Below are 25910 nucleotides of genomic sequence, written 5' to 3' on the forward strand. Positions count from 1 at the left end.
CAGATATAGTTTATGTGTAGGGGGGAATCAATCTCCCCTGACAACAGATGGTGCATTCAATCTGGAAATAAGAATGATGCTGTTGGCAAAGTCGGTGGTGTCGCCTACACCCGCCCTGCACTTGAGAGTGGTTGTGTAGGGGCACGGCATAATTAACCTTATTCCTGTAACCCAAATATCCCGGACGCCGTGCCCCTACTATGACGCTGCGATTTGAATTGCTGGCGGGCCCCAAGCGAAGTCAGTGGCTTTGTGTAGAATTAAAATCTCATCAATTTACCAACAGCATCATAAGAATATCCAGGCTCAACCTCTTATTAACAAGCAAAACACCATGCTCGAACTGTCAGGTTATCGAATCGTCAAAGAAATCTATAACGGCGTAAATACGGTTGTTTATCGGGGATATTGCCATACCTCTGGACAAACAGTTATCGTTAAAATTCTCAAACCAGACTATCCTAGTATAGAAGAAATTGCACGCCTGAAACACGAATATCAAATACTTCAAAATCTCGATAGTGCGGGAATTGTCAAAGCTTACAGTTTGGAAAACTATCAAAACGGGTTTGCCCTCATCTTAGAAGATTTTGGCGGCATTTCCCTCAGACACTACCTCACTTCTCAAAAATTGTCGCTGTCGGAATTTTTGCGGATCGCCATTGATTTAACAGAAGCTTTGGCTTACTTGCATAAAAGTTTGATAATTCATAAAGATATTAAATCGGCCAATATTATTATCAATCCTGCCACCGGAACGGTTAAAATTGCCGACTTCAGCATGGCTTCCCGTCAGGGTGTGGAGAACCAGAATCTCGGTACTGTTTTGGAACTTGTCGGTACTCTCGCTTATATGTCCCCAGAGCAAACTGGGAGGATGAATCGATCGGTCGATTATCGGACAGATTTTTATTCTTTGGGGATCACTTTTTACGAAATGCTGGCCGGTAGTTTACCTTTTACTACCCAAGATCCGATGGAGTTGGTACACTGTCACTTAGCCAAACAACCAGTACCGCTACACGAGCAAAATCCAGAAATTCCAGAAGCAATTTCATCGATCGCGATGAAACTGTTAGCCAAGACAGCGGAAGAAAGATATCAAAGTGCAGCCGGACTTAAATTCGATCTGGAAATTTGTCTGCAACAGTTGCAAACTACGGGAAAAATAGATAATTTTCCGCTGGGAAAACGCGATCGCGGCAACCAACTTCTGATCCCCCAAAAGCTCTACGGACGCGAAATCGAAGTTTCCCTGCTATTGGAAGCATTCGATCGAGTCTGTGGAATCTCTCCGGACAAAAACACGAATACTTCCCCCTTCGAGGGACTGGGGGGGGTAGGTTTCTCCCGCAGCGAACTAATCTTATTTTCTGGTTATTCAGGTATTAGTAAAACTGCCATTGTCAACGAAGTACAAAAACCGATTACGCGACAGCGCGGTTATTTTATCGTTGGTAAATTCGACCAATTTAAACGCAATATTCCCTACGCGGCTCTGATCGCGGCATTTCAAGAATTAATCAATCAAATTTTAACAGAAAACGCCACGCAAATCGCAGGTTGGAAACTGAAAATATTAGACGCGATCGGCTTCAACGGACAAGTAATCATCGATGTTATTCCCGAAGTCGAATTAATTATCGGTTCTCAGCCAGAAGTACCGCAAGTAGGCCCAACCGAATCTGAAAACCGCTTCAATCGCGTTTTTCTTCAATTCCTCAAAGTATTTTGCCAACCAGAACATCCCCTTGTTCTCTTCTTAGATGACTTGCAGTGGGCCGATTCAGCTTCTCTCAAATTAATCCAACTCTTAATCACGGATACCGATAGCCAATACCTGTTACTAATAGGAGCCTATCGAGATAACGAAGTCAGTCCGGCGCACCCCTTGATGCAGACATTAGAAAAAATCAAAGAAAAGGAAGCGACAGTCAATAATATTACCGTTAAACCTTTACATTTCAGCCACGTCAGTCAATTAGTCGCCGATACACTCAACGAATCTCCAGAAGCAAGCCGGATCGAGTCTCTCTCGAAACTCCTGTTTAACAAAACTCAAGGCAATCCCTTTTTCCTCACCCAACTCCTCAAAACATTATCCTCCGAAAACCTGCTGAATTATGAAGTGATCGCCGATAAATGGCAGTGGGATATAGAGCATATTCAAACCATTGGGATTACCGATTATAACGTCGTCGAACTGATGGCTAGAAACATTCAAAAATTGTCAGATTCTGCCCAGAAATTATTAAAGATGGCAGCTTGCATCGGCAATTCTTTCAACTTAGATGTTTTGGCAATTGTCAACGAAGAATCGGTATTGGTGACGGCAACTAATTTATGGCCTGCAATTCAGGCGGGTTTATTGTTACCTTTATCGGAAGCTTACAAAATTCCGCTGGTGTTTGCCGATTCGGAATCGGCATTTATTGGCTTGCAGGATGTTAAAGTTAACTACAAATTTTTGCACGACCGAGTGCAGCAAGCAGCTTATTCTCTGATTCCCGAATCCGAGCAAAAAGCCACTCACTTAAAAATCGGTCAACTGTTGCTGAAAAATACTACTCCCGCAGAACGCAAAGAAAATATTTTTGCTCTCGTCAACCAATTAAATTTTGGCACGGATTTACTCGCAACTCAGCCAGAAAAAGATGAGTTAGCACAACTCAATCTTCTAGCCGGACAGAAAGCAAAAGCGGCGACAGCTTATGAAGCTGCTCTCAGGTATTTAACTCTAGGGATAGAATTGCTGGCAATTGATAGTTGGCAAACTAACTATGATTTAACTTTAACTTTGCATGAGGAAGGAGCAGAAGCAGCTTATCTGGGCGGCGACTTCGATTTGATGCAGAAGCTTTCAGATACGGTGCGAAAACAAGCCAAAACTTTGCTCGATAAAGTAAAAGTTTATGAAGTGCAGATATCTGCGTGTATGGCACAGGTAAAAATTCTAGAAGCCATCAACACGGGATTAGAAATTCTTAAGTTATTAGATGTGAATTTTCCCGAACAGTCTAGCGAATCAGATATTCAGTTGGGAATGACAGAAGTTTCCTCACATTTAACCGAAAAGCGAATCTCAGATTTAATTAACCTGCCGGAAATGACAGAAGCAAAGAAATTGGCAGCTATGCGTATTCTTTTGAGGGTAACGACTGCTTCTTATAATGCTGCACCTGGATTGTTACCTTTATTAATTTTCAAGCAAGTTAATTTATCACTTGAATACGGCAATACTTCCGAGTCAGCTTTTGCTTATGCTTTTTATGGGATACTTTTGTGCGGAATTGCAGAAGACTTTGACGCTGCTTATCAATTCGGTAAACTGGCATTAAATATATTGGCGAAGTTTAATGCTAAAAAACTGAAAGCGGGAACATCTACAATAGTTCATCTACTCATTAAGCCTTGGAAGGAGCATATTAGAGAAACCTTAGAACCATTTTTAGAAGCCTATCAAAGTGGATTGGAAACTGGAGATTTAGAGTTTACTGCTAACTCACTTTTAGATTACTGCATCTATTCATATTTAGTTGGTAAAGAACTCACCGACTTAGAGAAAGAGATGGCTGCATACAGTCAGGTTATGAGCCAAATTAAACAAGAAAAAACTTTGAACTGGAATAAAATATACCATCAAACTGTTTTGAATTTTATCGGCGAATTGGATAATACGTGCGATCTCATCGGTCAAGCTTATAACGAAGAGGCTATGTTGCCTCTTCACGAACAGTCCAATGACCTTACAGCTTTGTTCTTTTTACATTTTAACAAACTAATTTTGTGCTTTTTGTTGGAAGAAAACGATCGGGCCTTGAGAAATGCAGAAATTGCCGAAAAATATACAAGCGGTGTAGCTGGCTCTCCCATTATTTCTTTTTTCTACTTGTACTATTCTTTGGTACGGCTGTCTATCTATCCATCTGTCCCAAATTCAGAACAAGAGAAACTGTTGGAAAAGGTAACAAGTAACCAGGAAAAAATGAAGAAATGGGCGCACTATGCGCCGATGAACTTTCAACATAAGTACGATTTGGTAGAAGCAGAAAAAGCGCGAGTATTAGGTGATTTGGCAGGTGCTATAAATTATTACGATCGGGCCATATCTGGAGCCAAAGAACAAAAATACATCCAAGAAGAAGCACTAGCCAACGAACTGGCGGGAAAATTTCATCTTTCTCGCGGTCAAGAAAGTATGGGTCGGTTCTATTTGTTAGAAGCTTACTACGGATATGGACGCTGGGGAGCGAAGGCAAAAATTAAAGATTTAGAATCAAAATATCCGGGTATATTTTCGATAATCACCGAACGCAAAAATGCAGAATTTGATGTTAGTAATACCACGCTCAGAACAAGTGGAGGAAGTGGAGGTACATTAGATTTTATAGCGGCGATCGAAGCATCGCAAGCGCTCTCTAGCGTGATAGTCCTAGATGAATTGCTTTCCCGGTTAATGAAAATCGCGATCGAAAATGCTGGCGCTCAAAAAGGATTTCTAATTTTTAATCAGTCTGGTTCTCTGGCGATCGAAGTCTCCGGTCAAGTTGAAGGTGGCAATATTATCGTGTTGCGATTGCCCCAAATCGAAATTTCCCAAGCCCTGCCGCTAACACTTATCAATTACGTTCAAATAACTCTCAAAAATATTGTTATCAACGATGCTGCCTTGGAAGGAATGTTTGTCAAAGACCCTTACATTGCCGCTAATAAAATTAAATCTGTCCTGTGTACTCCTATCATAAATAAAGGGAAAATCATGGGCATACTTTACTTAGAAAATAATTTGGTTGCAGGTGCTTTTACTCCCGGACGTCTAAAAGTATTGCAACTTATTTCCGCCCAAGCAGCCATCTCTTTGGAAAACGCTCTTCTCTATCGGACGCTGGAAGAAAAAGTAGAAGATCGCACGGCTCAAATAAGTCAAACTAACAAATTATTACAGCAGGAAATCATCGATCGCAAACAGATAGAAGTGCAATTGCGGCAGAGCGAAGCACGTTATCTAGGAATTATCGAAGATCAGACCGAACTGATTATTAGATTTTTACGAGATGGAAAAGTAACTTTTGTTAATGAAGCTTATTGTCGGTTTTTTGGACTGAGGCGAGAAGAAATTATCGGCTATCACTACGCACCTGTTGTGTTTGAGGAAGACCGCGAATATGTTGCTGCTTTCGTGAATTCGATTAGCAAAGAAAACCCAGTAGCCTCAGTTGAAAATCGGGTAATTGTCAAAGGAGAGATACGTTGGGCTCAGTGGATTAACCGGGCGATATTTGACCAGTCCGATCGCCTTCTAGAATACCAAGCAGTAGGACGAGATATTACCGATCGCAAAAAAGCCGAAGCCGAACTCGAAACCGCCAAAGAAGCCGCCGAATCAGCCAACCGCGCCAAAAGTACCTTCCTGGCCAACATGAGCCACGAACTGAGGACGCCCCTCAACGCCATTCTCGGCTTTTCCCAACTCATGAGTCGGGCCACAAATCTCGTCAAAGAACAGCAAGACAATCTCGGCATCATTCGTCGCAGCGGCGAACATTTGCTCACCCTGATCAACCAAGTGCTAGACCTCTCCAAAATTGAAGCCGGACGCATGATACTCCATGAAAATAACTTCGACCTCTACCTGCTGCTAAATGATGTCGAAAATATGTTTTCTTTGAAAGCCAAAGAAAAAGGCTTGCAGTTAAAATGCGATCGGGCCGCCGATGTGCCCCAACATATCTGCACTGATGAAGTCAAGTTGCGGCAAGTCCTAATTAACCTAATTGGTAATTCCATTAAATTTACCAGCCAAGGAAGCGTATCCCTCACAGTCAAACTGGGCAGAAAAAATTCCCAATCAATCACCTTTCAAGTCATAGACACAGGCGTTGGGATTGCTGCTGATGAACTCCAAAACCTCTTCAAACCCTTCGTGCAAACAACAGCGGGTCAACAAGTACAAGAAGGAACAGGATTGGGATTGACGATTAGCCGCCAATTCATTCGCTTGATGGGGGGTGAAATCACTGTCATCAGTCACGGTATAGCCTTCACCCCTGGCACAGCTTCTTTAGAACAGCAGGAAGAAACAACTACTGGTACTATATTTCAGTTCGATATTCAAGCGAACCAGGTGGCGGAGAGCGAAATCGAGCAGCGGTCCGATCGTCGTCCCGTCAAAGCCCTTGCCCCCAACCAACCAGAATATCGAATGCTCATTGTCGATGATAGCAATGTAAATCGCCAATTATTACACAAACTCCTCAACCCACTTGGCTTTAAACTACAAGAAGCCAACAATGGTAGGGAGGCATTGTCACTCTGGGAGCATTGGCAACCCCACTTAATTTGGATGGATATGCGAATGTCAGTGATGGATGGCGATGAAGCAACAAGGCAGATTCGATCGAGGGAGCAGAGCAGGGCGGGAAAAAATAGCCTATTTCCCATACCCCATACTGTAATTATTGCCCTCAGTGCTAGTGCCTTTACAGATGAGAAAACGGCTGTTTTGGCAGCGGGTTGCGATGATTTTATTCGCAAACCTTTCCGAGAAGAGGAGATTTTTGATGTTATCCACAAACATTTAGGTGTGTCGTTTATTTATGAGGAATCAACTTCTGTCCCTGATACAGCATTAATGGAACCGCTAACCTTGAAACCCTCCCATCTGGCGGCTTTGCCTAAAGATATGTTGGGGAGTTTGCGTCAGGCTCTCGTTGAGGGAGACTTGGAAGCGATCGCTATATCCATCGAGCAAATTAGCCAGCAAGAAGAAGTTCTAGGGTATGCTTTACTCACGATGATCGACCAGTACGAATTTGAGCAATTATTAACCTTAATTCATACGGTGGATAACTTATGAACCAAAGCCAAACGCTTACCCCTAAAGCTAATATTCTGGTTGTGGATGATAAGCCAGAAAACTTAAAATTATTGACCCAAATTTTATCCGAACAGGGCTATAAGGTACGAGTTTCCCCTAGTGGAAAACTGGCATTAAAATCTTGCCAATCAAATCCTCCCGACCTCATTTTGCTCGATATCAATATGCCAGAGATGGATGGCTACGAAGTTTGCAAACATCTGAAAGCATCTGAGCAAACAGGCGATATTCCAGTCATCTTTATTAGTGCTTTAGATGAAACAATTAATAAACTCAATGCCTTTACAGTTGGCGGAGTTGACTATATCACCAAACCCTTCGAGCCTCTAGAAGTTTTAGCTCGGATCGAGCATCAACTACGCCTCCGCCAACTCCAACTGCAACTGATAGAACAAAATAAACTCCTCGAAAGCCACCTAGAAGCACGCCGACAAGCAGAAGTTGAACTTCGGCTATTATTAGCAACAACCCAAGCCATCACTCACCGGGATGACGTTCATTCAGCTTTGCACGCTGTCTTGCAGTTAGTCTGTACGAATATCCAATGGAACTATGGAGAAGCTTGGATTCCCGATGACAATAATAAAGTTTTAGAATGCAGCCAAGGTTGGTACGGTAACGATTTCAGTTTTTTAGAGTTAAGAGAGCAAAGCTTAACGGTTACTTTTGCTCATAATATTGGATTGCCAGGGAAAATCTGGACTTCTAAGCAACCGGAGTGGGTAGAAAATATTTCACTAAAAAAAGACCTATTTATTCTACATTCTCAACTTGCTGATACTGGCTTCAAGTCAGCCTTTGGAGTTCCGATTGTCTTTCAGGACAAAGTGTTGGCAATTTTAGTGTTTTATAAGAAAAAGGTTGCTGCTATCAATTCGCGCATCATTAATTTGGTCAACGCAGTTTCAACACAATTAGGTTCTCTGATCCAGCGCAAGCAAACTGAAGAAATCCTGCGAATTACTCAAGAACGCTATCACAGCATTGTGGAAAATGCAGTAGAAGGAATCTATCAAACTACCCCTGGCGGTCGTTACCTAAGTTCCAATCAAGCACTGGCAAAAATTTATGGTTATGATTCTCCCGAAGACTTGATGACAAATCTTCAAAATATAGAAGATAAGCTTTATGTCAATCGGAATCGAAGGCGCGAGTTTATCGAAGAAATGGAACTGCATAATGCTGTACTCGAATTTGAGGCTCAAGTTTATCGGAAAGATGGCAAAATCATTTGGATTTCTGAAAATGCTCGTGCAGTGCGGGACTCTAAAGGGAAATTGCTTTATTACGAAGGAACTGTTTCTGACATTACCGCTCGTAAAATTGCCCAGGAACAAACAGAAAAGTTATTATTAAATATTCTGCCTCCATCGATTGCGAAACGGTTGCAAGCAAACCAGCAGATTATTGGGGATAGTTTTTCTGATGTAAGTGTTTTATTTGCAGATTTAGTAGGTTTTACTGATTTTGCATCAAACAAAACTTCTACGGAACTTGTTAAGGTTCTCAATCTAATTTTTAGTGAATTCGATCAATTATCTCAACAGCATAACTTAGAGAAAATTAAGACTATTGGGGATGCTTATATGGTGGTGGGAGGAATGCCGACACCTCGTTCCGATCACGCAGATGAGATCGCCCTTATGGCACTCGATATGCAGGCGGCTATTGCCCGATTCAACGCCCAAAACGGCGAGAATTTCAGTCTCCGCATCGGGATCAATATCGGTGCGGTGGTCGCTGGGGTGATTGGTTTGACTAAATTTATCTACGATCTGTGGGGGGATACGGTGAATGTGGCTTCCCGGATGGAGTCAACTGGTATCCCCGGTGAAATTCAGGTAACACCAGCAGTTTACGATCGCTTAAAGGAGCAATTTATTTTGCAAGAACGCGGAACTATTATAATTAAAGGTAAAGGAGAGATGATGACCTATCTTCTTATGGGGAGAAAGTCATTTTAGAATCGCTTATGAATTCGAGGCAGCATTTCACATCCAAAACCAAGATTTTAGTTGTCGATGATACACCAGAAAATATCAGCTTATTAATTCGGATTTTATCCAATCAAGGGTATAAGCTTCGGGTTGCTCTTAATGGTAAAATGGCGCTTGAATCTGTCCGAGCTAACCCTCCCGATCTGATTTTGCTGGATATCAAAATGCCGGATATGGATGGTTATGAAGTTTGCCGACAGTTGAAAGCTTCGGAGCAAAGTCGTGATATTCCGGTCATCTTCATCAGTGCTTCGGATGGAATCTTTAATAAAGTAAAAGCTTTTACTATGGGTGGGGTAGATTACATCACAAAACCCTTTGAGCATATCGAGGTTTTGGTACGAATAGAACATCAATTGCGTCTGCGTCGGTATCAGTTACAACTGCAAAGGCAAAATGCACAATTACAACTTTTATTGACTACAACTCAAGCAATTAGTTCTGCCGCTGATGTGGAAGAAGCATTAGAAGTAATTGTGAGAAATGTTTGTCAAACTCTTGGTTGGGAGTTTGGGGAAGCTTGGATGCCTTCCTCAGATGCAACTGTGCTGGAATATGTTGGAGGTTGGGATGGCGGCGATATCCGTCTGGATGAATTTCGCCGTCAGAGCGAGACATTTCGCTTTGCTCCTGGTGAGGGGTTACCAGGACGGATCTGGTTATCCCAAAAATTTGAATGGATTGCTGATGTAACTCAGGAGAAGGAGCGGGTTTTTCTGAGGCTAAAAATTGCAGCCGAGGTTGGAATCAAAGGTGCTTTGGGAATTCCAATTGTGTTCGATCGCCAAGTTCTGGCTGTGTTAGTGTTTTTCCAAAACCAGGAAATGATCCCGAATGAGCGATCGCAACAGCTAGTCAATGCGATCGCAACCCAATTAGGGTCGATGATTCATTGCAAAAAAGCAGAGGCGGCGCTGCAAAAGAGCGAGGAAGTACTCCGACGACTGGCGACCCTCGATGGTTTGACTCAAATTGCCAATCGTCGCCGATTTGATGAGTATCTTAACGCTGAGTGGAAGCGGCTAAAACGGGAAATTGCACCCCTGTCTTTAATAATGTTGGATGTCGATTTTTTCAAAAGCTACAACGATACCTACGGTCATCTAGCAGGGGATGATTGTTTGCGACTGGTGGCGGATACTATTAAAAGTGCGATCCGGCGTCCAGAGGATTTAGTTGCTCGTTATGGTGGCGAAGAATTTGCTGTTATTCTACCTAATACTGATACCTCTGGATCTGTCATTGTGGCAGAGGCGATCAGACAGGCAATTCACGATTTGGCGATTCCCCACGCTCAGTCTAGGGTGTGCGATCGGGCCTTGGGTTTGAAGATCGATCGCGTTACCGTCAGTCTGGGAGTTGCCAGTACCGTACCCACAAAAGGATTGTTGCCACAATATTTGATTAATGCGGCTGACCAAGCTCTTTATACAGCCAAAAAGGAAGGACGCGATCGCGTAGCACTGGGTGGGGAGTGTTTCATACCAAATCCGGTTGCATCGTTAGTACATGAGTGATGTCGTCAAATTTTCTGTTGTCATCTTTGGTTAAATTTTTACCACAGATGAAGACAGATGAACACAGATGAACACAGATAAGAATAAGAACAACAATTTTTTAGGTATGTATAGCAACCGCTCTCGTCGGTTAGGGCAACTCCAACTCTTACTTCTGGTTCATAATCCCTTACGAAGTAAGCTTTTCCCTCTTCCCTCTTCCCTAGCCCCTAGCCCCTAGCCCCTAGCTATAGTTGCGCTTTAGCGCTCTTTAAGATAGCGCTAAAGCGCAACTACATACTAAATATTTCATTACCCTGCTTCGCCACCCACAACTACATTGCGAAGTCGCAAAGAAGGCCCACCACAACCTACTGGCAAACCGCTTTGTCCGCCTTTACCGCAACCGCCGGACTCATCCCAATAGAAGTCATCGCCTAGAGCTTCAATATCAGCTAAAGTTGTAAAAACATTCCCGGAAAGTGTCACATCCCGCACTGGTTCGGCAATTTCTCCATTGCGAATCATCCAAGCTTCACCGGCGCTAAAGGTGAACATCTCCCCATTCGTCATTCCACCCAACCAATTCCGAGCATAAACTCCTTCTTTGATATCCGTAAATAAATCCTTGACTGGCGTATTTCCACGCTCAATCCAAGTATTCGTCATCCGCACTAGAGGCGGAAAATGGTAGTTGAGACAACGAGCATTTCCAGTCGGTTCTTCACCCAGTTTGCCAGCTGTTTCGCGAGAATGCAGCCGTCCTACCAAAACACCATCTTTAATTAGCTGAGTAGTGGTAGCTGGCGTTCCTTCATCATCGTAGAAATAACTACCGCGATGACCGAGAGGTAACGCACCGTCAAAGATTTGCAGTTCTCTTGGCCCGAATCTGCGTCCCAGAGTCATCACTTCCAGCAAGTCCGGGTTTTCATAAGCCATGTCGGCTTCTGAGAGGTGTCCGAAAGCTTCGTGGACAAATAAGCCGGTGAGAATGGGGTCAATTACTACCGTGTAAGTGTTACCTTTGACGGGAGGCAGTGCGAGGGCGTCCACAGCGCGTTGACCGGCACTGCGAATTTGGGCATCCAAATTGGTTAAATCTTCGTATGCTTTGCGGGAACCTGTGGTTTCTCGTCCGGTTTGTACGGTGTCGCCATTCCGTGCGGTGGCGGCAAAGCGCATTTCCATATCCACCCAAGATTGCTCTAGCATAGTGTCTTCGGAGGTGGCCAGAAAGATCCGCTGGGCGCTGTCGCTGTATAGGACGGAGGTGGTGGTAATTCGTTTATCTACGCGGCGGAGAATTTCGGTGTAGCGATCGCACAATGCTTTTTTGTCAGATAAGGGTATTTTACGCGGATCGGTGCCTGTCAGAGGCAGTTGTACGATATCGCGAACCGGATCTACAGGAGCTAGAATAGTTTCTTCATCTCCGACTATCCGCGCAGCTGCGATCGCTTCTTCAACTCGTTCTTTTAGTGTCGAGAGTTGGTTGAAGCTAGCAAAACCCCAACCTCCTTTATAACAAGCTCTAACCTGTCCACCAATTGAGATCCCTTGGGAAAGCGTTTCTATCTTGTCTCCTCGCAGGAAAATATCAGTCCCTTCTGCTTCTTCCAGTCGAATCGCCAAATAGTCAACTTGGGAGCGATAGCGAGCGATTAAGTCACAGAGCAAGTTTTTGGCATCCACAAGTAAGCTTGGCATAACTGGTGATGATATTGATGAACTGACTTTATTTTAGGGGCTACGGGCTATGTCATAAATCCTGAACTCCTGGATGTTCCAGCGGCTCAAAATGGCTTCCGCTTGACGGATATCTGCTTCAGAACCGTCTACCATCACCAAGTAATCGCCTTGGTAGATGCGATCGCGATAAACTGTAGCTTGCTCTTCGGGAATCCCCCAACCAATCAACGCGCCGATTAAACTGCCCGCCGTTGCACCCATCATGCCACCCGTTAAGGTCGTAGCCAGAGCCGTTGCTGCCGCACCCAGCAGCACTACAGGGCCGATCGCAGGCAGTGCAGCAGCTGTTGCCAGTCCCACCGCTAGGCCAAGGCTACCGCCAACTGTAGCGCCTGCGATCGCGCCGATAGTTGTTCCTTCCTGTGCTTTGTTGCCCTTGACTTCCCGGATTTCCACAGTTTGCTTTTCTGGATCTTTAGCTACAGCCGAAATCCGATCCATTGGAAACTCAGCTGCCTCTAGCTCGTTGAAAGCATTGCGGACATCCTCAGAGTTAGAGAAAATACCAAAAGCTCGCTGATAGGGACTAAGTTCCATAATTGTTTCCTCTAGTGACAAGGCATCTTTTTCTCTTCTAGATTGGCAATTTCTCAAACCTATGTGCATCAATCGCTGGATGTTACTTAAGCGCTGGAAAGGGTTTTATATCTCTACCAAAAGGAAGATAGAAATTTTGTCTTGACCGCTAATCTATAGCAACCGCTCTCGTCGATTAGGACAGTAGGGGCGAAGCATTCGGGCATATAATTTATTGGTTAAAACCTTATATTTACTACCCGAATGCTAATGCCTCCGGCACGCACTCGCGTTCGCCCCTAGCCCCTAGCCCCTAGCCCCTAGCCCCTAGCCCCCTCCCCAGATTTATAGCAACCGACTCATCGGTTGCTATAAAATATAAAATCTAAAATTGAAGGAAATGCGCTATTACTTCTCACTACTTTTGATGCTAGGTTTGCTGTCTCAAACCCTCAAAGTCCTAGCAGTCCAAGATCCATCAACAATTTTCCAGCCCAGCGAACCGCCGGATTTTTGGCCGCCAGCGCAAGAACTGGTGCAGAAACAGATATATTTAATTGCCGAGATTGAAAGAGCTATGCTCAGTCCAGATCCCAACCAAGTTAGATCTGTTCGAGGACAACTCTTCCTACACACATCATCTGTCGATCGGTTGCTCAAAGACTACTACCAATTTCCAAACGTTCTTTGCGCCCCTACTGCTACCGCTACCTTTGATGATTTGCCAGCCGTCGGGTCTCTAAGTGCAGAACAGGTACGAGTTTACTGCTTCCTCTATACGTCTACCCAGAAACTAGATTCCCTTCGGCCAGTACTCGACCATCGTCTGGTTATGCTTGATGAAGTGGGAGAATTTGTCGATCGGCGACGCGACCCTATTTTAGGTATTCCAATTGTACGCAGCGACATTTCTGTACCGCCAACACCTCGATTATCGCCGTTACCCGATCTGCCCCCCGCAGAACCAACCCTAATTGGTAGAACTGGTAAAAACGCGATCGCCGATTATGTGCCCCCGTTTCCGCCTGCTCTAGCATTTCCAGTGCAGGCAAATACCTCTCTCTTAGCTGCCAAGACATTATTAGCGCAAGCACAAAGAAATTTTCCACGCGGAACCGAATTTATCGTTCCCGATGAAGTTAGCTTAAGCGATCCAAACAACCCTTACGCTCTTTATCGCGCTGAAGTTGAGCCATACAACCAATTTCTCTCCATACCTAATACAGGCATAGCCCGCATTCTCAACGCTGAATTTTACCGCCAAGATCGAGATAAGCTACGCAATCGCCTCTTGCCCACCACCGCAGAACGTTTTTCTTTCCCACCTTTATTCAAGCCATTCGACGGATTTACTCCCCGACTGGAAATTCAGATTGCAGATAACAATTTCCAGATTGTGCAGCGAGAACTAAATTATGGCTTTATGGTAGATTTGGGCGATATTCCTTTAGAAAATATCGATTCCTCCTTTACCGACGTTTCCGTTTTTACACAGGAATTTTTTCTCACTTATCAACCGCCCAATCAGTTAGACCCATTGCAAGCAGACCGCAGAAGATTCATTACTGGAAAACAACAAAATTTTGGCTTGTCCGAACCTATCCTTACTGAAGCACCAGCAGTGCTAAATCATACTTATCTGGTCAGGACAATCCAGTTTCAGTTGCCAGAAATTCTTCTAAATGGCGATCGCATTTCCCTCAGTCAGCGCCGCAATCTCAATGCGTTACTGGAAACGCCCAGCATCGATTTACTCATCGCCTTTCGACCAGTTTATCGCCGCCAAGATGGCAGTTACACTGTTTTGTGGCGCGTCATCAAACAATTCCCAGATCCTCAAATTCAGGGTTTAGAAAAATACGTAGATTTCGAGTAAAGTCCTATTTTCACAAACTATTGCGTAAATAAACTCAAATCTATTATATAATGATTCTCATTATATAATAAACTGAAGATTGTCACCCCACCGCCATGACAAAGGCCCATACCTCACCTTTGACTGACTTACTTCATCGCCCCCGTCGCTTGCGTCGCACACCCGCTTTGCGGAGAATGGTACGGGAAACGCATTTGACCGTTAATGACCTGATTTATCCCCTGTTTGTGATGGAAGGAGAGGGGCAAAAAGTTGAAATAGCATCAATGCCGGGATGCTACCGCTATGCCCTGGATTTATTGGTAAAAGAGGTATTAGAATGTTGGGAATTGGGGATAAATGCGATCGCGCTTTTCCCAGTCATCTCCGAAAGCAAAAAAGACCATACTGGCAGCGAAAGCTACAATCCACAAGGACTCGTACAGCAGACAGTGCGATCGATTAAACAAGCAGTACCCGACATTGTAGTAATTACCGATGTAGCACTCGATCCCTTCACCACCCACGGACATGATGGTTTAATCGATGAAAACGGCACGATTGTGAACGATCCGACAGTGGAAGTTTTAGTCAAAATGGCGCTATCTCAAGCAGCATCTGGCACAGATATGGTCGCACCTTCCGATATGATGGACGGAAGAGTAGGCGCGATTAGAAAAGCCTTAGATGCAGAAGGATACATCAATGTCGGAATTCTTGCTTACTCGGCTAAGTATGCTTCTGCCTATTATGGCCCTTTTCGCGACGCTTTAGATTCTGCCCCTAAATTTGGCGACAAAAAGACATATCAAATGGATACAGCTAATGCTAGGGAAGCGTTGAAAGAAGTTGCGTTAGATATTGCGGAAGGTGCAGATATTGTGATGGTAAAACCCGCACTTGCTTATTTGGATATTATCCATCAAATTCGGCTAGAAACTAATTTACCAATAGCAGCATATAACGTCAGCGGCGAGTACGCCATGATTAAAGCTGCTGCTAATGTCGGTTGGATTGATGAAAAAAAGGTGATTTTGGAAACTCTCAACAGCATTAAACGCGCTGGTGCGGATTTGATTTTGACTTACTTTGCCAAAGAAGTGGCGCTGATGTTGAGATAGAGATAAAACAATTGGAAATTTCCGATTTCAGATTTCAAATTTGTTTCGCTAACCATTATTACTTTTACTTCATCATGTCTGCCGAAACTGCCAAGTTACCAGCTTCCCTCGCCCGGATCGTAGAACGGTTTGCCCGCCAATCCAATCCCAAACGGCGTTACGAACAACTAATCTGGTATGCCAAGCGACTGCCTGAATTTCCAGAATCCGATAAAGTGCCGGAAAACAAAGTTCCAGGTTGCGTTTCCCAAGTTTATATTACCGCCGATATTAATGAAGAGAAGGTGTTCTTTCAAGGGGATTCAGATTCCCAATTGGTGAAAGGATTAGTGGCACTATTGATTGAAGGGCTGAATGGACTAACCCCCGCAGAAATATTGCAAGTTTCTCCAGATTTTATCCAAGATACGGGTTTGAATGTAAGTTTGACGCCTTCCCGCGCTAATGGATTTTACAACATTTTTCAAACCTTGAAAAAGAAGACGATGTTCTATCAGAACTTAATGTCTGCACAAGCTCATAATTAATCAAATTTAAAGTAGGATGAAGAATCTAACAACATCAACAGAAGACTTAATTTTCGATCGGGCCAAACGGGGACTGCCGGTAACTATCATTACCGGGTTTCTCGGTAGCGGCAAAACTACATTGCTGAATCAAATTATTAAAAACACAGAGAATGTAAAAGTTGCAGTCTTAGTTAACGAGTTTGGCGATATTAATATCGATAGCCAGCTATTGGTTTCGATTGATGAAGACATGATAGAATTGAGTAATGGCTGTATTTGTTGTACAATTAATGATGGATTAGTTGATGCGGTTTACCGGGTTTTGGAACGTCAAGACCGGATTGATTATTTGGTGATAGAAACTACGGGAGTTGCCGATCCATTGCCGATTATTATCACCTTTGTAGCAACAGAGTTACGGGATTTAACTAACCTGGATGCCGTTCTCACGGTTGTGGATGTCGAGACGTTTACACCGGATAGTTTTGACAGTGAAGCAGCCTTCAGACAGATTGCCTATGGTGATATAATATTGCTGAACAAAACAGATTTGGTGTCAGAAGAAAAAGTCAAGGAACTGGAGAACTACATCGAGACGGTGAAAGCAGGGGCAAGAATTTTGCGATCGCAATACGGTCAAGTCCCCCTACCGCTAATCTTAGATGTAGGATTATCCCAACCAGACACTTATTTAACTGAAGGCGATCGAGATTCAAAGCACCTAGTCAACGACGGTTTTGTATCCGTTTCCTTCCGCAGCGATCGCCCTTTTGCCGTCAAGAAATTTCAAGTCTTCTTGCAAGAAAAAATGTCCGCAGATGTCTTTCGCGCCAAAGGAATTCTCTGGTTCAAAGAAAGTCCGAGGCGTCACATCTTTCAGCTAAGTGGCAAACGCTACGATTTGAAAGATGAAGAATGGGAAGGAAAACCTAGCAATCAACTGATATTTATCGGACGTTCCTTAAATGCACTAGAACTGAACCAGCAGTTAAATAACTGTTTGACTCGATAGGGAGTTATATCATGTCCCGTGAATTATCTATGATACCCTCACCCTAAAGGGTGGGGCTACACAAACAAAGCCCGCCTGCGCGGGCTAATTTTATTTTCTCGTTACCAGTTTCTACCTGGTAACGCAATCTTGGGAGGTTCTACCTCCAGATATAATCCCAAGCAGTTATAATAAGTTTAGTTTTCTACCTCAACCCAACCTATTCACCACTCCATGATGACTGCAACTTTTGAAACAAAAAATATCGCCATCGGTGGTGTCCGCCAAGAATATTTATGGAATTGGCAAGGACAACAACTGCGGGTGGTTTACGAAACTATCGGACAAGGAACACCTGTTTTACTTCTACCAGCTTTTAGCACCGTTTCCACGCGGTTAGAAATGGCAGGATTGGCAAAATTATTGGCTTCTAAGTTTCAAGTGATAGCATTAGATTGGCCGGGATTTGGCGAATCTTCTCGGCCTCGATTGGATTACACACCAGACCTATATCATCAATTTTTGCAAGATTTTGTCACAAATATTTTCAATACTCCCGTAACGGTAGTAGCAGCGGGTCACGCCGCCGGATACGCGATGAAATTGGCACAAAAACAACCGCCAGTTTGGTCAAAAATCGTGTTAGCTGCTCCCACTTGGCGTGGGCCATTGCCGACAATGGCTGGTAAACAGCAGGGATGGTTTGGTACAGTAAGAGAGATGGTGCGATCGCCAATTTTAGGTCAAACTTTATACAAACTTAATACCACTCCATCTTTCCTGCGTTGGATGTATCGTCGCCACGTTTTCGTAGATGACAGTCATCTCACACCAAATTTCATCTATCAAAAGTGGGAAATTACCCAACAACCGGGTGCGAGATTTGCGCCAGCGGCATTTGTGACTGGTACTCTCGATCCTGTTAGCGATCGATCCGATTTTCTCGCTTGGTTTAAAGATTTATCGATCCCAGTAATGGTAGTAATTGGCGAACAAAGTCCACCCAAATCAAAAGCAGAAATGGAAATACTATCTCAGTTACCAGGAGTGCAATCTTGTCTGTTACCAGGTTCTTTAGGATTGCATGAAGAATATGCGGATAAGTTGGCAGAAATCATCCTACCTTTTTTAGCACAATCATGCCAAAATAGGTGATATTTAACTACCCAATATCCCCAGATAACCACTGCGCGAGCTACCCAAGTTTGAACATTTAAATGAGTGTAGAACTTAGTTTTATTTAAGCTTTTGAAAAAACTAATTCGCACGCACAAAAAGCGAAATTTACTCGATCTAAGCGGACAAATTCAATTTTCCAATGACTACGATTATAAGGCTTTACGGGAAAACCGAAATGTTTCTGATTGATACGTCTGTCTGGATCGGTGTTTTCCGCGATCGCACTTCTCCCTTTATTTTACTTAAATTGCCCAGTAGAAGTGCGATCGCGCTGATTACTTACGTTTATTTCTCCAGTCTTCTCCACCAGGTAACTTAAGTAGATAATCACCTAAAATCACAGGTAAATCTTTGGCTGAGTGGTGATAAGTTAGATTTAATAATGTCATCGTGGTTTGCATCAATTGACCTCTATCTATAATTTCTGCCAGTTCAAATTCATTATAGATACCATTCAATACTTCTTCAGAAGCATCCGCGATCGCAGCCATTAGTACACTTTCAATAAAACCTTCCCATTCATCATTATTGATATAATAACAGTTTTTCTTCCCTTTTAAATTAAGGTCTTGAATTTCTTGAATCGAATTACGAATAGAGCTAGCCCAATCACCAGTCAAACGCTGTTCTACCTGATTTTTAATTAAATGAATTAAGATAATTTTGAGAAAAGCTTTAATATTTCGCAGAATAGCTTGTTTACTCATCCCTTCTAACTCATCTACTATAAACAAAGCATCAGCATAACGTCCCTCTAGAATACTGGCTTTTAAATCAATGAGTTCTTGTGTCATAGTTTTACCCTCACTATTTAACCAGATTTGTCTTAATCTAAAATTGACTGATATTCTCGAATGGCCGATGCAGGTACGATCCCACAGACTCTTTCTGTTTTTTGAATTATTCTATTTTGTAAATTATAGCATTAAGTTTTCAAGGTGTGTTAGTTAAGATTAATTTAATGTGCGATCGCTCTCCTCAAATTTCTGATTAATCTTACCGCATTGGGTGCAACCTTCGCAACAATTCTGGGGTTTTTCGGGAATCAGGCGTGGTTTTTGGAACTCCTCGATCATCCCCGACCTCAATATTGTTTAATCTTAGCGATCGCACTCATTATCGGCGGCATTTTCCGACAAAAATGGTGCTTTTTTTGGTGTTTGCCACTATCTGTCAATCTCATCCTAATTGGATCGCTATTTTTCCTTCCACCATCTCACATTCAGGTTTTGGCTTACAACCAACCTGGCTTGCTGGTTTACCATTACCTCTAATGATTTCAATTGACCACTGTTTGCATAGTCAGTCTATTTTAACATTTTACCGCTCTCTCGGCCTCGATATTGGCTCAGATCATTTGCCGCTATTGGTCAAAGTTCAACTATAACATAATGAAGGTAAATTTATTTTTAACCCCAGATACACGCAGGTAAAGGCAGATAAACTCATTGGCGTTCACCTGCGCTTATCAAACAACTATTTATTCCAACGCTTTTATAATATAATAATGGTTATCATTATGTAAATAGCGCGAGAGGAATTCATCGTGGTGAATGCGGCAACGACGGACTTCGTACCCGTAACGGTTCTGACTGGCTATCTGGGTGCGGGTAAAACCACCCTACTCAATCGCATCCTGACTCACGAACACGGCAAGAAGGTAGCCGTGATTGTCAACGAGTTCGGAGAAGTGGGTATCGATAATCAGTTAATTATCAATGCCGATGAAGAAATTTTTGAAATGAACAACGGTTGTATTTGCTGTACCGTTCGAGGCGATTTAATTCGGATTATCGCCAACTTGATGAAACGCCGTCATAAATTCGACCATCTGGTAATTGAAACAACTGGTTTGGCTGACCCAGCGCCGGTAATTCAAACCTTCTTCGTAGATGAAGATATGCGTACCCAGTTGCAGTTAGATGCTGTAGTAACGGTAGTGGATGCCAAGCATATCTGGGAACATTGGGATGCGGATGAAGCGCAGGAACAAATTGCTTTTGCCGATGTGATTTTAATTAATAAAACCGATCTCGCGACGCCAGAACAGTTGGATGAATTAGAAAAGCGGATTCGGACGATGAATGTAATGGCTAAAATCTACCGCACCCGCAATTCTGAATTAGAAATGTCCGCGCTGTTGGGTGTGAAAGCATTCGATTTGAGTCGCGCTTTGTCAATCGATCCCAACTTTTTGGGTGAAGATACTCACCAACATGATGAAACGGTGTATTCTGTGGCGTTGGTAGAATCTGGCGCAGTTAATGGGGAAAAGTTGAACGATTGGTTAGGGGAATTACTGCGAACTCAAGGAACAGATATCTTTCGCATGAAAGGGATTCTGAATGTTGCTGGTGAAGATAATCGCTTTGTTTTCCAAGGCGTACATATGTTATTTGAAGGTAAGCGCGATCGGCCCTGGAAACGCAACGAAACCCGTAAAAACGAATTAGTCTTCATCGGTCGCAATTTAGACGAAGCCAAATTAAGAGAGGATTTTCGCCAATGTCTAATTTAATCAGCCTTACCAAAAAGTTATTCCACCAACCTTGGCAAGGAACACTCTCAGATTACGTCACTGCTATTACTTGGTCGCCGGATAATCAAACCTTAGCCGCAGTTTCTGGTGCTGGGGAAGTTGCGCTGTGGGTGGAAGGAAATTTAACTTTATTGCAAACTGCTGATGGTCAATCTGTAGATTGTCTTGCCTTTTCCAAAGATGGCAAATTTTTAGCTGCTGGCGGTCAAAACGGACAGGTAAAAATTTGGCGCTTCGGGTCAGGAGAAAGTCAACTAATTACAACTCTAGAAAATGCGCCTAACTGGGTGGATAAATTAGCTTGGAATCCCACTTGTAATGAACTAGCCTTTAGTATGGGGCGCTACGTGCAGGTTTGGGATGCCGAGGTGGGAGAAGTTGTCGTTACGCTTAATTTTGAGACATCCTCAGTATTAAGTATGGCTTGGCATCCAAGCGGACAACAGCTTGCGATCGCAGGTCATCAAGGTATCAAAGTTTGGGATACTAAATATTGGGATGAAGACCCGGAAATTTTAGTAGTATCTGCTACCAGTTTAGCGATCGCCTGGTCGCTTGATGGCAAATTCATCGCTTCCGGCAATCTCGATAACACCATTACAGTTTGGCAGTGGAACAACCCCCAACCCTGGTTAATGCGCGGCTTTCCCGGTAAAATAAGAGCCGTTACTTGGTCAGAAGCAGTAACAGGAATCGGCTATCCTTTATTAGCAGTAGCCACCGCACTCAGCGTTATCATCTGGGAAAAGGACGCCGACGAGTCAGCAGGTTGGCAAGGACGAGCTTTAGATATCCACGATGGAATAGTGCAGGCAATTTCCTTCCAACCAGGTAATTTTCTCCTCGCTTCCGCCGCCGAAGATGGTGTCGTGTGTCTCTGGCAAAAAGCCAAACAACTCGTCCAAACTCTCCCAGGTGCAGCAAAAGGGTTTTCCTGTCTCGCTTGGCATCCCCAAGGCAATAAACTGGCAGCAGGTGGTACGAACGGCGAATTGCTAGTTTGGTCAAAAGTCACCCGCACTCAAGGATTTGGAAAGGCTATAATCAGCTAAATTAACCTTTCCAAAAAATCTAGGATTTAAATTATGAACAAAGCTACCTTGATTTTGCTTGCTTCCTCCGGGCTATTGGGTGCTTTGCTGCTGACGGTTAATCCCGCCAACGCTACTGAGATATTATCTCCGATCGCAGACTCCGCGATCTCCGCACAGGCTACGCAGGTGCGCCTGGGAAATCCAATGCTGACCTTTAATCTGCAACAGGGAAATCCTATTTTAGACCAATTGGGATGCAGCTGCGCTACCTGCACAACGGGTCGGCGTCTGCAAGGTCAGCTTCCTCAATAGCAGAAGTAGGGAGGCGCTTGTTGCACCCCGTTGAAAATTCGGTTGCCGTTAAAAAAGCGATCGCTTATCGTTTTTTTAGGTAATTTAGCTGTTGCATAATCCAAGCAGAACGACTCGTCGCTGACAATCGAGTCAATATTCCTTGCGAGGGGCTAAACAATAGTGTTAGTAAAAATAACCCAAAAACAACTAATACAATTGCTGGCCCCGATGGAATATCCCAGTAGTAGCTAAAATACATACCGCTGACGCTGGCAATTATCCCGACAACCGCCCCCACTCCCATCATCAGGTGCAATTCTTTTACTAATAAATAGGCCGTAATGCCAGGGCCAATTAGCAAGGAAATAATCAGCAGGACGCCTACAGTTTGCATACTAGCAATTACAGTCAGCGTAATTGCCGCAATCAAGCCTAAATAAATCCAAGTTATCGGCAAACCGCTAGCTTGCGCCCCTAAAGGATCGAAAGTATAAAAAAGCAGTTCTTTGTAAAAGAGCTTTACTAAAAGTAAAATGGTAATGGTGATTGCTAGTGTATGCCAAACATCCCCCGGCGTCACTCCTAAGATATCTCCAAATAGAATATTGTGGAGGTCTAGCTTATTGGTCTTTAACAGTTTGATCAGCGTGACTCCCAATGCCAAAAAACTTGACAAAACTAATGCCATAGCTGTATCGACTTTGAGGCGAGATTGCGATCGAATCAAAGCAACTACCAAAGCACTTAGCGTACCGGCGATAAACGCACCAATCGAAATATCAATTCCCAGGAAAAAGGCAATTGATAATCCGGGTAAAACTGAGTGGGCAATTACATCACCCATCATGCCCATGTGTTGTACAATCAAGAAACTGCCCACGACTGAGCAGAGAATTCCTAGCAAAATAGCGATCGCTAGGGCATGACGCATAAATTCAAAACTAAGCGGTTCAATTAGAAAATCTAACATCGAATTCCTTTATCATTGTATTGTTAAGTGACCATAGGCTTTTTGAAGATTGACAGCGGTTAGTACTTCTGACTTCGAGCCATCGGCAATCATCTGTTTATTCATTAATAAAAAACGGTCATAATAACTCAAGTTTTCTCCTAAATCGTGGCTGATAACTAGCAATGTTTTGTTTTGCGCTTTCAGTTCAAAGAAAATCTCAAAGACAATTTCTTCTGTCTTTTTATCAATGGCAGTAAATGGCTCGTCAAAGAATAACAATTCCGCTTGCTGCGCCAGTGCGCGTGCTAAAAATACCCGCTGCTGCTGTCCGCCGGAAAGTTCCCCTATTTGACGATTTTGCAATTCCCACATTCCCACTCGTTTTAAAGCAGCTTTGACAATTTCTTTGGATTGATAGCTGGGTTCTTTAAACCAGCCGGTGTGTACGGTGCGAGACATCATTACCACGTTCCACACCGTTATTGGGTAATCCCAGTCGATTTGCGATCGCTGCGGCACATAAGCCACTTGTTTGAGTTGCTGTTTCAGCGGACGCGAATAAAATTTTACCACACCGCTGGAACTACCAATAAGTCCCAGCATGGCTTTAATCATCGTACTTTTGCCCGCACCGTTCGGGCCAATCACGCCAACTAATTTTCCTGGTTCGATGGAGAAGCTGATACTGTTGACGGCGCAAACTCCCTGGTAACTTACGGCTAGGTTTTGGACTTGCAGCATGGATAACACTTTGTGCGACTAACTTAATTATATAATAATGAGTATCATTCTCATAAAAATGGTAAGTTTGTAAGAAGTAACGGCAAATAACCTTAAGGAGCAGACGATGCAAGAGCAAAATCGGTGGTTTTGGGGTGTGGCGGTAGTAGCGATCGCAGCAAATCTAGCCGGATGCAGTCCCAGCACCAAGGCTACCACACAAACAACAGCGATCGCAAAGCCGAAAGTAGTTGCATCTTACAGTGTTCTGTGCGACTTGACCGAAAAAATTGCCCAGGACACAGTTGACTTGAACTGTTTGATTGATGCCGATGAAGACCCCCACACCTATCAAGCGACACCGGAAGACCGCAAAGCCATTGAAACGGCGCAACTCGTTCTCTATGGCGGCTACGACTTTGAACCCACCATCATCAACTTGATTAAAGCAACGAACAACTCAGCGCCTAAGATTGCTGTCGATGAGAAAGCAGTGCCTAACCCACTCATAGGTGAAGAACATCATCACGATAGTAAAGAAAAGCAAACTGAGGCAGAGAAAACACCCGACCCCCACGTCTGGCACGATGCCCAGAATGGCATCCAAATGGTAGATACAATTCGCGACCAATTGATTAATATTACCCCAGCCAATGCAAATCTTTATACCCGTAACGCCCAAAAGCTGACAGAAGAACTAAAACAGGTGGATAGCTGGATTAAAGTTCAAATTAACACAATTCCAGCCAAGCAACGCAAATTAGTGACAACTCACGATGCTTTGGGTTACTATGCCAAAGCTTACGGTCTGACAGTTGAAGGTACGCTGCAAGGCTTTTCCTCTGAAGAACAGCCAACAGCAGCACGAGTAAAAGAACTGGTTAAAGAAGTTAAAGAAGCCAGAGTTCCCACGATTTTCGCTGAATTAACCGCCAACGATCGGGTAATTAACACAGTAGCTAGAGAGGCGAAAGTAAAAGTTTCCGAGCGAAAACTGATGGCTGACGGTCTGAGCGAAGCGGGAACTCCTGCTAGTACCTATATAGGAATGTTAACTGCTAATACCTGCGCGATCGTAGATGGTTTGGGAGGCAAATGCACCCCCGTTAATTTTACTCCCTAAACCGCGCTAATAACTGCTCGCGGTTACACTGCATAATCAATTGCGTTACCTCCTTAGCTGGCAATTGGCTTAAAGACTCCACAATTTGAGCTAATTCCTCATCAATTTCTCCAAACTTCACTTCCAACATACTCTCAACCATCAGGCGCATTCCTTGTTGAACACCTTGTTGAACACCTTGTTGAACACCTTGTTGAATTCCTTGTTTTTCTCCCCTCTTGAGAGCTTCTTGTTCCCATTGAATATACAGTGGTGACAACTTCATAATTAAACTCCTCTCCTCATTGTCTAAACTTTCTGTTGTTTGCAGATTAGCCTGAAAATTGGTCAGCAAATTGAAAACATTTGAGCGTAAGGGATGATTTACCGGAAGTTGCTGTAACTCATCAATTGCTTCCTCCTGCACTCTCCCTTTGCCTAAAACTCTCAGCCAAAGGGTAGCTTCAGTTTTCGGTAACTGATGAATGACTACAATTGCCGATCGCAAATATGACGGCAAGAAATAAATTCCTTCTCCCCAGCTTTCTGGGTCAATTCTAGCGCCAAATCCGTTGACGATGGATTCAGAAGCAGTTGGGGAAAGAATCCACAGATGCGGTAAAGTTTCCTCAGCTATCCGCTCTTTTTGGCGATGAGCTTCTCGCTGCAACTCTCCTGTGAGAGTTAAAATTTTTGATAAGCAACCGCTGATATCAGTGGGAGAAACTGCATTGCGGAATGGTTCAAAAATAGAAGGCGTTGCCGCTAACTGACCGAGTAATCCTAAAATATCGGTGTTGGTTGTGGGCGCAAACCAAACATCAATTTCCCGGACTTCCGCAGAAACGCGACGCGGCGCTTTCACCTCACCAAAAGGTGCTAGCAATTCTTCCAAATAATCTTTGGCAAATTGGTCGTGAATAAACCTGGTCATTTCAATATTATAAAGAAAATCCAGTTTCTCACTTCCACGACT

General features: G+C 43.6%; 20 protein-coding genes. 14 read left to right on the top strand and 6 right to left on the bottom strand.

The genetic code is table 11. From position 1 onward, the window contains the following. Nucleotides 1-334: 334 nt before the first annotated feature. From LAY57_RS00130 to LAY57_RS00140, 3 genes are read left to right on the top strand one after another with little or no spacing between them, the layout of a single operon-like run. Complete coding sequence (locus tag LAY57_RS00130) at nucleotides 335-6856, top strand: protein kinase domain-containing protein (protein ID WP_249064242.1); 6522 nt, start codon at nucleotides 335-337, stop codon at nucleotides 6854-6856. Further along, nucleotides 6853-8841 (top strand): adenylate/guanylate cyclase domain-containing protein, encoded by a 1989-nt coding sequence (locus LAY57_RS00135; RefSeq protein WP_249064243.1) that lies wholly within the window; start codon nucleotides 6853-6855, stop codon nucleotides 8839-8841. The genes LAY57_RS00130 and LAY57_RS00135 overlap by 4 nt, the downstream gene beginning before the upstream one ends. 8 nt (nucleotides 8842-8849) lie before the next feature. Continuing rightward, nucleotides 8850-10391, top strand: a complete 1542-nt coding sequence (locus tag LAY57_RS00140; protein ID WP_249064244.1) for a diguanylate cyclase — start codon at nucleotides 8850-8852, stop codon at nucleotides 10389-10391. A 291-nt stretch (nucleotides 10392-10682) separates the two neighbouring features. Here LAY57_RS00140 and LAY57_RS00145 read toward each other — a convergent pair whose 3' ends face one another. Further along, nucleotides 10683-12080, bottom strand: coding sequence for a TldD/PmbA family protein (locus tag LAY57_RS00145; RefSeq protein ID WP_249064245.1), 1398 nt, complete (start codon nucleotides 12078-12080; stop codon nucleotides 10683-10685). 33 nt (nucleotides 12081-12113) lie between these two features. After that, entirely contained in the window at nucleotides 12114-12659 is a 546-nt protein-coding gene (locus tag LAY57_RS00150) for a DUF1269 domain-containing protein (protein WP_249064246.1), read from the bottom strand. 379 nt (nucleotides 12660-13038) lie between these two features. Between LAY57_RS00150 and LAY57_RS00155 the strand changes: the two genes are divergently transcribed. From LAY57_RS00155 to LAY57_RS00180, 6 genes are all read left to right on the top strand, one after another. Continuing rightward, entirely contained in the window at nucleotides 13039-14514 is a 1476-nt protein-coding gene (locus tag LAY57_RS00155; RefSeq protein ID WP_249064247.1) for a hypothetical protein, read from the top strand. A gap of 95 nt (nucleotides 14515-14609) precedes the next feature. Then, nucleotides 14610-15614: a porphobilinogen synthase gene (gene hemB, locus LAY57_RS00160; protein WP_249064248.1), complete on the top strand. Its 1005-nt coding sequence runs from the start codon at nucleotides 14610-14612 to the stop codon at nucleotides 15612-15614. A gap of 74 nt (nucleotides 15615-15688) precedes the next feature. Next, nucleotides 15689-16141: a SufE family protein gene (locus tag LAY57_RS00165; protein ID WP_249064441.1), complete on the top strand. Its 453-nt coding sequence runs from the start codon at nucleotides 15689-15691 to the stop codon at nucleotides 16139-16141. 16 nt (nucleotides 16142-16157) lie between these two features. After that, nucleotides 16158-17135 carry a CobW family GTP-binding protein gene (locus tag LAY57_RS00170; RefSeq protein WP_249064249.1) on the top strand — a complete coding sequence of 326 codons (978 nt, stop codon included), beginning with the start codon at nucleotides 16158-16160 and terminating at the stop codon, nucleotides 17133-17135. Between the two features lie 213 nt (nucleotides 17136-17348). Further along, a complete protein-coding gene (locus LAY57_RS00175; RefSeq protein ID WP_249064250.1) occupies nucleotides 17349-18269 on the top strand; it encodes an alpha/beta fold hydrolase in 921 nt (306 codons plus the stop codon). Nucleotides 18270-18432: 163 nt separating this feature from the next. Further along, nucleotides 18433-18612 carry a hypothetical protein gene (locus tag LAY57_RS00180; protein ID WP_249064251.1) on the top strand — a complete coding sequence of 60 codons (180 nt, stop codon included), beginning with the start codon at nucleotides 18433-18435 and terminating at the stop codon, nucleotides 18610-18612. Here the strand turns inward: LAY57_RS00180 and LAY57_RS00185 are convergent. Further along, nucleotides 18569-19087, bottom strand: coding sequence for a DUF29 family protein (locus LAY57_RS00185; protein ID WP_249064252.1), 519 nt, complete (start codon nucleotides 19085-19087; stop codon nucleotides 18569-18571). The genes LAY57_RS00180 and LAY57_RS00185 overlap by 44 nt on opposite strands. Nucleotides 19088-19351: 264 nt before the next feature. Here LAY57_RS00185 and LAY57_RS00190 point away from each other — a divergent pair, with 264 nt between their 5' ends. From LAY57_RS00190 to LAY57_RS00205, 4 genes are all read left to right on the top strand, one after another. Next, nucleotides 19352-19567, top strand: a complete 216-nt coding sequence (locus tag LAY57_RS00190) for a hypothetical protein (protein WP_249064253.1) — start codon at nucleotides 19352-19354, stop codon at nucleotides 19565-19567. A gap of 272 nt (nucleotides 19568-19839) precedes the next feature. Beyond that, a complete protein-coding gene (locus LAY57_RS00195) occupies nucleotides 19840-20811 on the top strand; it encodes a CobW family GTP-binding protein (protein ID WP_249064254.1) in 972 nt (323 codons plus the stop codon). Next, a complete protein-coding gene (locus tag LAY57_RS00200) occupies nucleotides 20799-21884 on the top strand; it encodes a WD40 repeat domain-containing protein (protein ID WP_249064255.1) in 1086 nt (361 codons plus the stop codon). The genes LAY57_RS00195 and LAY57_RS00200 overlap by 13 nt, the downstream gene beginning before the upstream one ends. 33 nt (nucleotides 21885-21917) lie before the next feature. Next, nucleotides 21918-22178 carry a hypothetical protein gene (locus LAY57_RS00205; RefSeq protein WP_249064256.1) on the top strand — a complete coding sequence of 87 codons (261 nt, stop codon included), beginning with the start codon at nucleotides 21918-21920 and terminating at the stop codon, nucleotides 22176-22178. Nucleotides 22179-22242: 64 nt separating this feature from the next. Here the strand turns inward: LAY57_RS00205 and LAY57_RS00210 are convergent, their stop codons facing one another. Both LAY57_RS00210 and LAY57_RS00215 read right to left on the bottom strand, forming a co-directional pair. Then, complete coding sequence (locus LAY57_RS00210) at nucleotides 22243-23130, bottom strand: metal ABC transporter permease (protein WP_249064257.1); 888 nt, start codon at nucleotides 23128-23130, stop codon at nucleotides 22243-22245. Between the two features lie 12 nt (nucleotides 23131-23142). After that, nucleotides 23143-23853 carry a metal ABC transporter ATP-binding protein gene (locus LAY57_RS00215; RefSeq protein WP_249064258.1) on the bottom strand — a complete coding sequence of 237 codons (711 nt, stop codon included), beginning with the start codon at nucleotides 23851-23853 and terminating at the stop codon, nucleotides 23143-23145. 106 nt (nucleotides 23854-23959) lie between these two features. On the opposite strand from LAY57_RS00215, the gene LAY57_RS00220 reads away from it, so the two are divergent. Then, the gene (locus LAY57_RS00220; protein WP_249064259.1) at nucleotides 23960-24955 is read left to right on the top strand and encodes a metal ABC transporter solute-binding protein, Zn/Mn family; all 996 of its coding nucleotides are present in this window, start codon (nucleotides 23960-23962) and stop codon (nucleotides 24953-24955) included. On the opposite strand, the gene LAY57_RS00225 is transcribed toward LAY57_RS00220, so the two are convergent. After that, complete coding sequence (locus LAY57_RS00225; protein ID WP_249064260.1) at nucleotides 24945-25868, bottom strand: hypothetical protein; 924 nt, start codon at nucleotides 25866-25868, stop codon at nucleotides 24945-24947. The two genes, LAY57_RS00220 and LAY57_RS00225, sit on opposite strands and share 11 nt — an antisense overlap. Nucleotides 25869-25910 lie beyond the last annotated feature (42 nt).

The organism is Argonema antarcticum A004/B2 (genome assembly GCF_023333585.1).
Lineage (GTDB): Bacteria > Cyanobacteriota > Cyanobacteriia > Cyanobacteriales > Aerosakkonemataceae > Argonema > Argonema antarcticum.

Excerpts from the sequence above, each read along its gene's own strand:
- LAY57_RS00130 (WP_249064242.1), top strand. The coding sequence starts at position 335 with ATGCTCGAACTGTCAGGTTATCGAATCGTCAAAGAAATCTATAACGGC.
- LAY57_RS00135 (WP_249064243.1), top strand. The coding sequence starts at position 6,853 with ATGAACCAAAGCCAAACGCTTACCCCTAAAGCTAATATTCTGGTTGTG.
- LAY57_RS00140 (WP_249064244.1), top strand. The coding sequence starts at position 8,850 with ATGAATTCGAGGCAGCATTTCACATCCAAAACCAAGATTTTAGTTGTC.
- LAY57_RS00145 (WP_249064245.1), bottom strand. The coding sequence starts at position 12,080 with ATGCCAAGCTTACTTGTGGATGCCAAAAACTTGCTCTGTGACTTAATC.
- LAY57_RS00150 (WP_249064246.1), bottom strand. The coding sequence starts at position 12,659 with ATGGAACTTAGTCCCTATCAGCGAGCTTTTGGTATTTTCTCTAACTCT.
- LAY57_RS00155 (WP_249064247.1), top strand. The coding sequence starts at position 13,039 with ATGCGCTATTACTTCTCACTACTTTTGATGCTAGGTTTGCTGTCTCAA.
- hemB (WP_249064248.1), top strand. The coding sequence starts at position 14,610 with ATGACAAAGGCCCATACCTCACCTTTGACTGACTTACTTCATCGCCCC.
- LAY57_RS00165 (WP_249064441.1), top strand. The coding sequence starts at position 15,689 with ATGTCTGCCGAAACTGCCAAGTTACCAGCTTCCCTCGCCCGGATCGTA.
- LAY57_RS00170 (WP_249064249.1), top strand. The coding sequence starts at position 16,158 with ATGAAGAATCTAACAACATCAACAGAAGACTTAATTTTCGATCGGGCC.
- LAY57_RS00175 (WP_249064250.1), top strand. The coding sequence starts at position 17,349 with ATGATGACTGCAACTTTTGAAACAAAAAATATCGCCATCGGTGGTGTC.
- LAY57_RS00180 (WP_249064251.1), top strand. The coding sequence starts at position 18,433 with ATGACTACGATTATAAGGCTTTACGGGAAAACCGAAATGTTTCTGATT.
- LAY57_RS00185 (WP_249064252.1), bottom strand. The coding sequence starts at position 19,087 with ATGACACAAGAACTCATTGATTTAAAAGCCAGTATTCTAGAGGGACGT.
- LAY57_RS00200 (WP_249064255.1), top strand. The coding sequence starts at position 20,799 with ATGTCTAATTTAATCAGCCTTACCAAAAAGTTATTCCACCAACCTTGG.
- LAY57_RS00205 (WP_249064256.1), top strand. The coding sequence starts at position 21,918 with ATGAACAAAGCTACCTTGATTTTGCTTGCTTCCTCCGGGCTATTGGGT.
- LAY57_RS00210 (WP_249064257.1), bottom strand. The coding sequence starts at position 23,130 with ATGTTAGATTTTCTAATTGAACCGCTTAGTTTTGAATTTATGCGTCAT.
- LAY57_RS00215 (WP_249064258.1), bottom strand. The coding sequence starts at position 23,853 with ATGCTGCAAGTCCAAAACCTAGCCGTAAGTTACCAGGGAGTTTGCGCC.
- LAY57_RS00220 (WP_249064259.1), top strand. The coding sequence starts at position 23,960 with ATGCAAGAGCAAAATCGGTGGTTTTGGGGTGTGGCGGTAGTAGCGATC.
- LAY57_RS00225 (WP_249064260.1), bottom strand. The coding sequence starts at position 25,868 with ATGACCAGGTTTATTCACGACCAATTTGCCAAAGATTATTTGGAAGAA.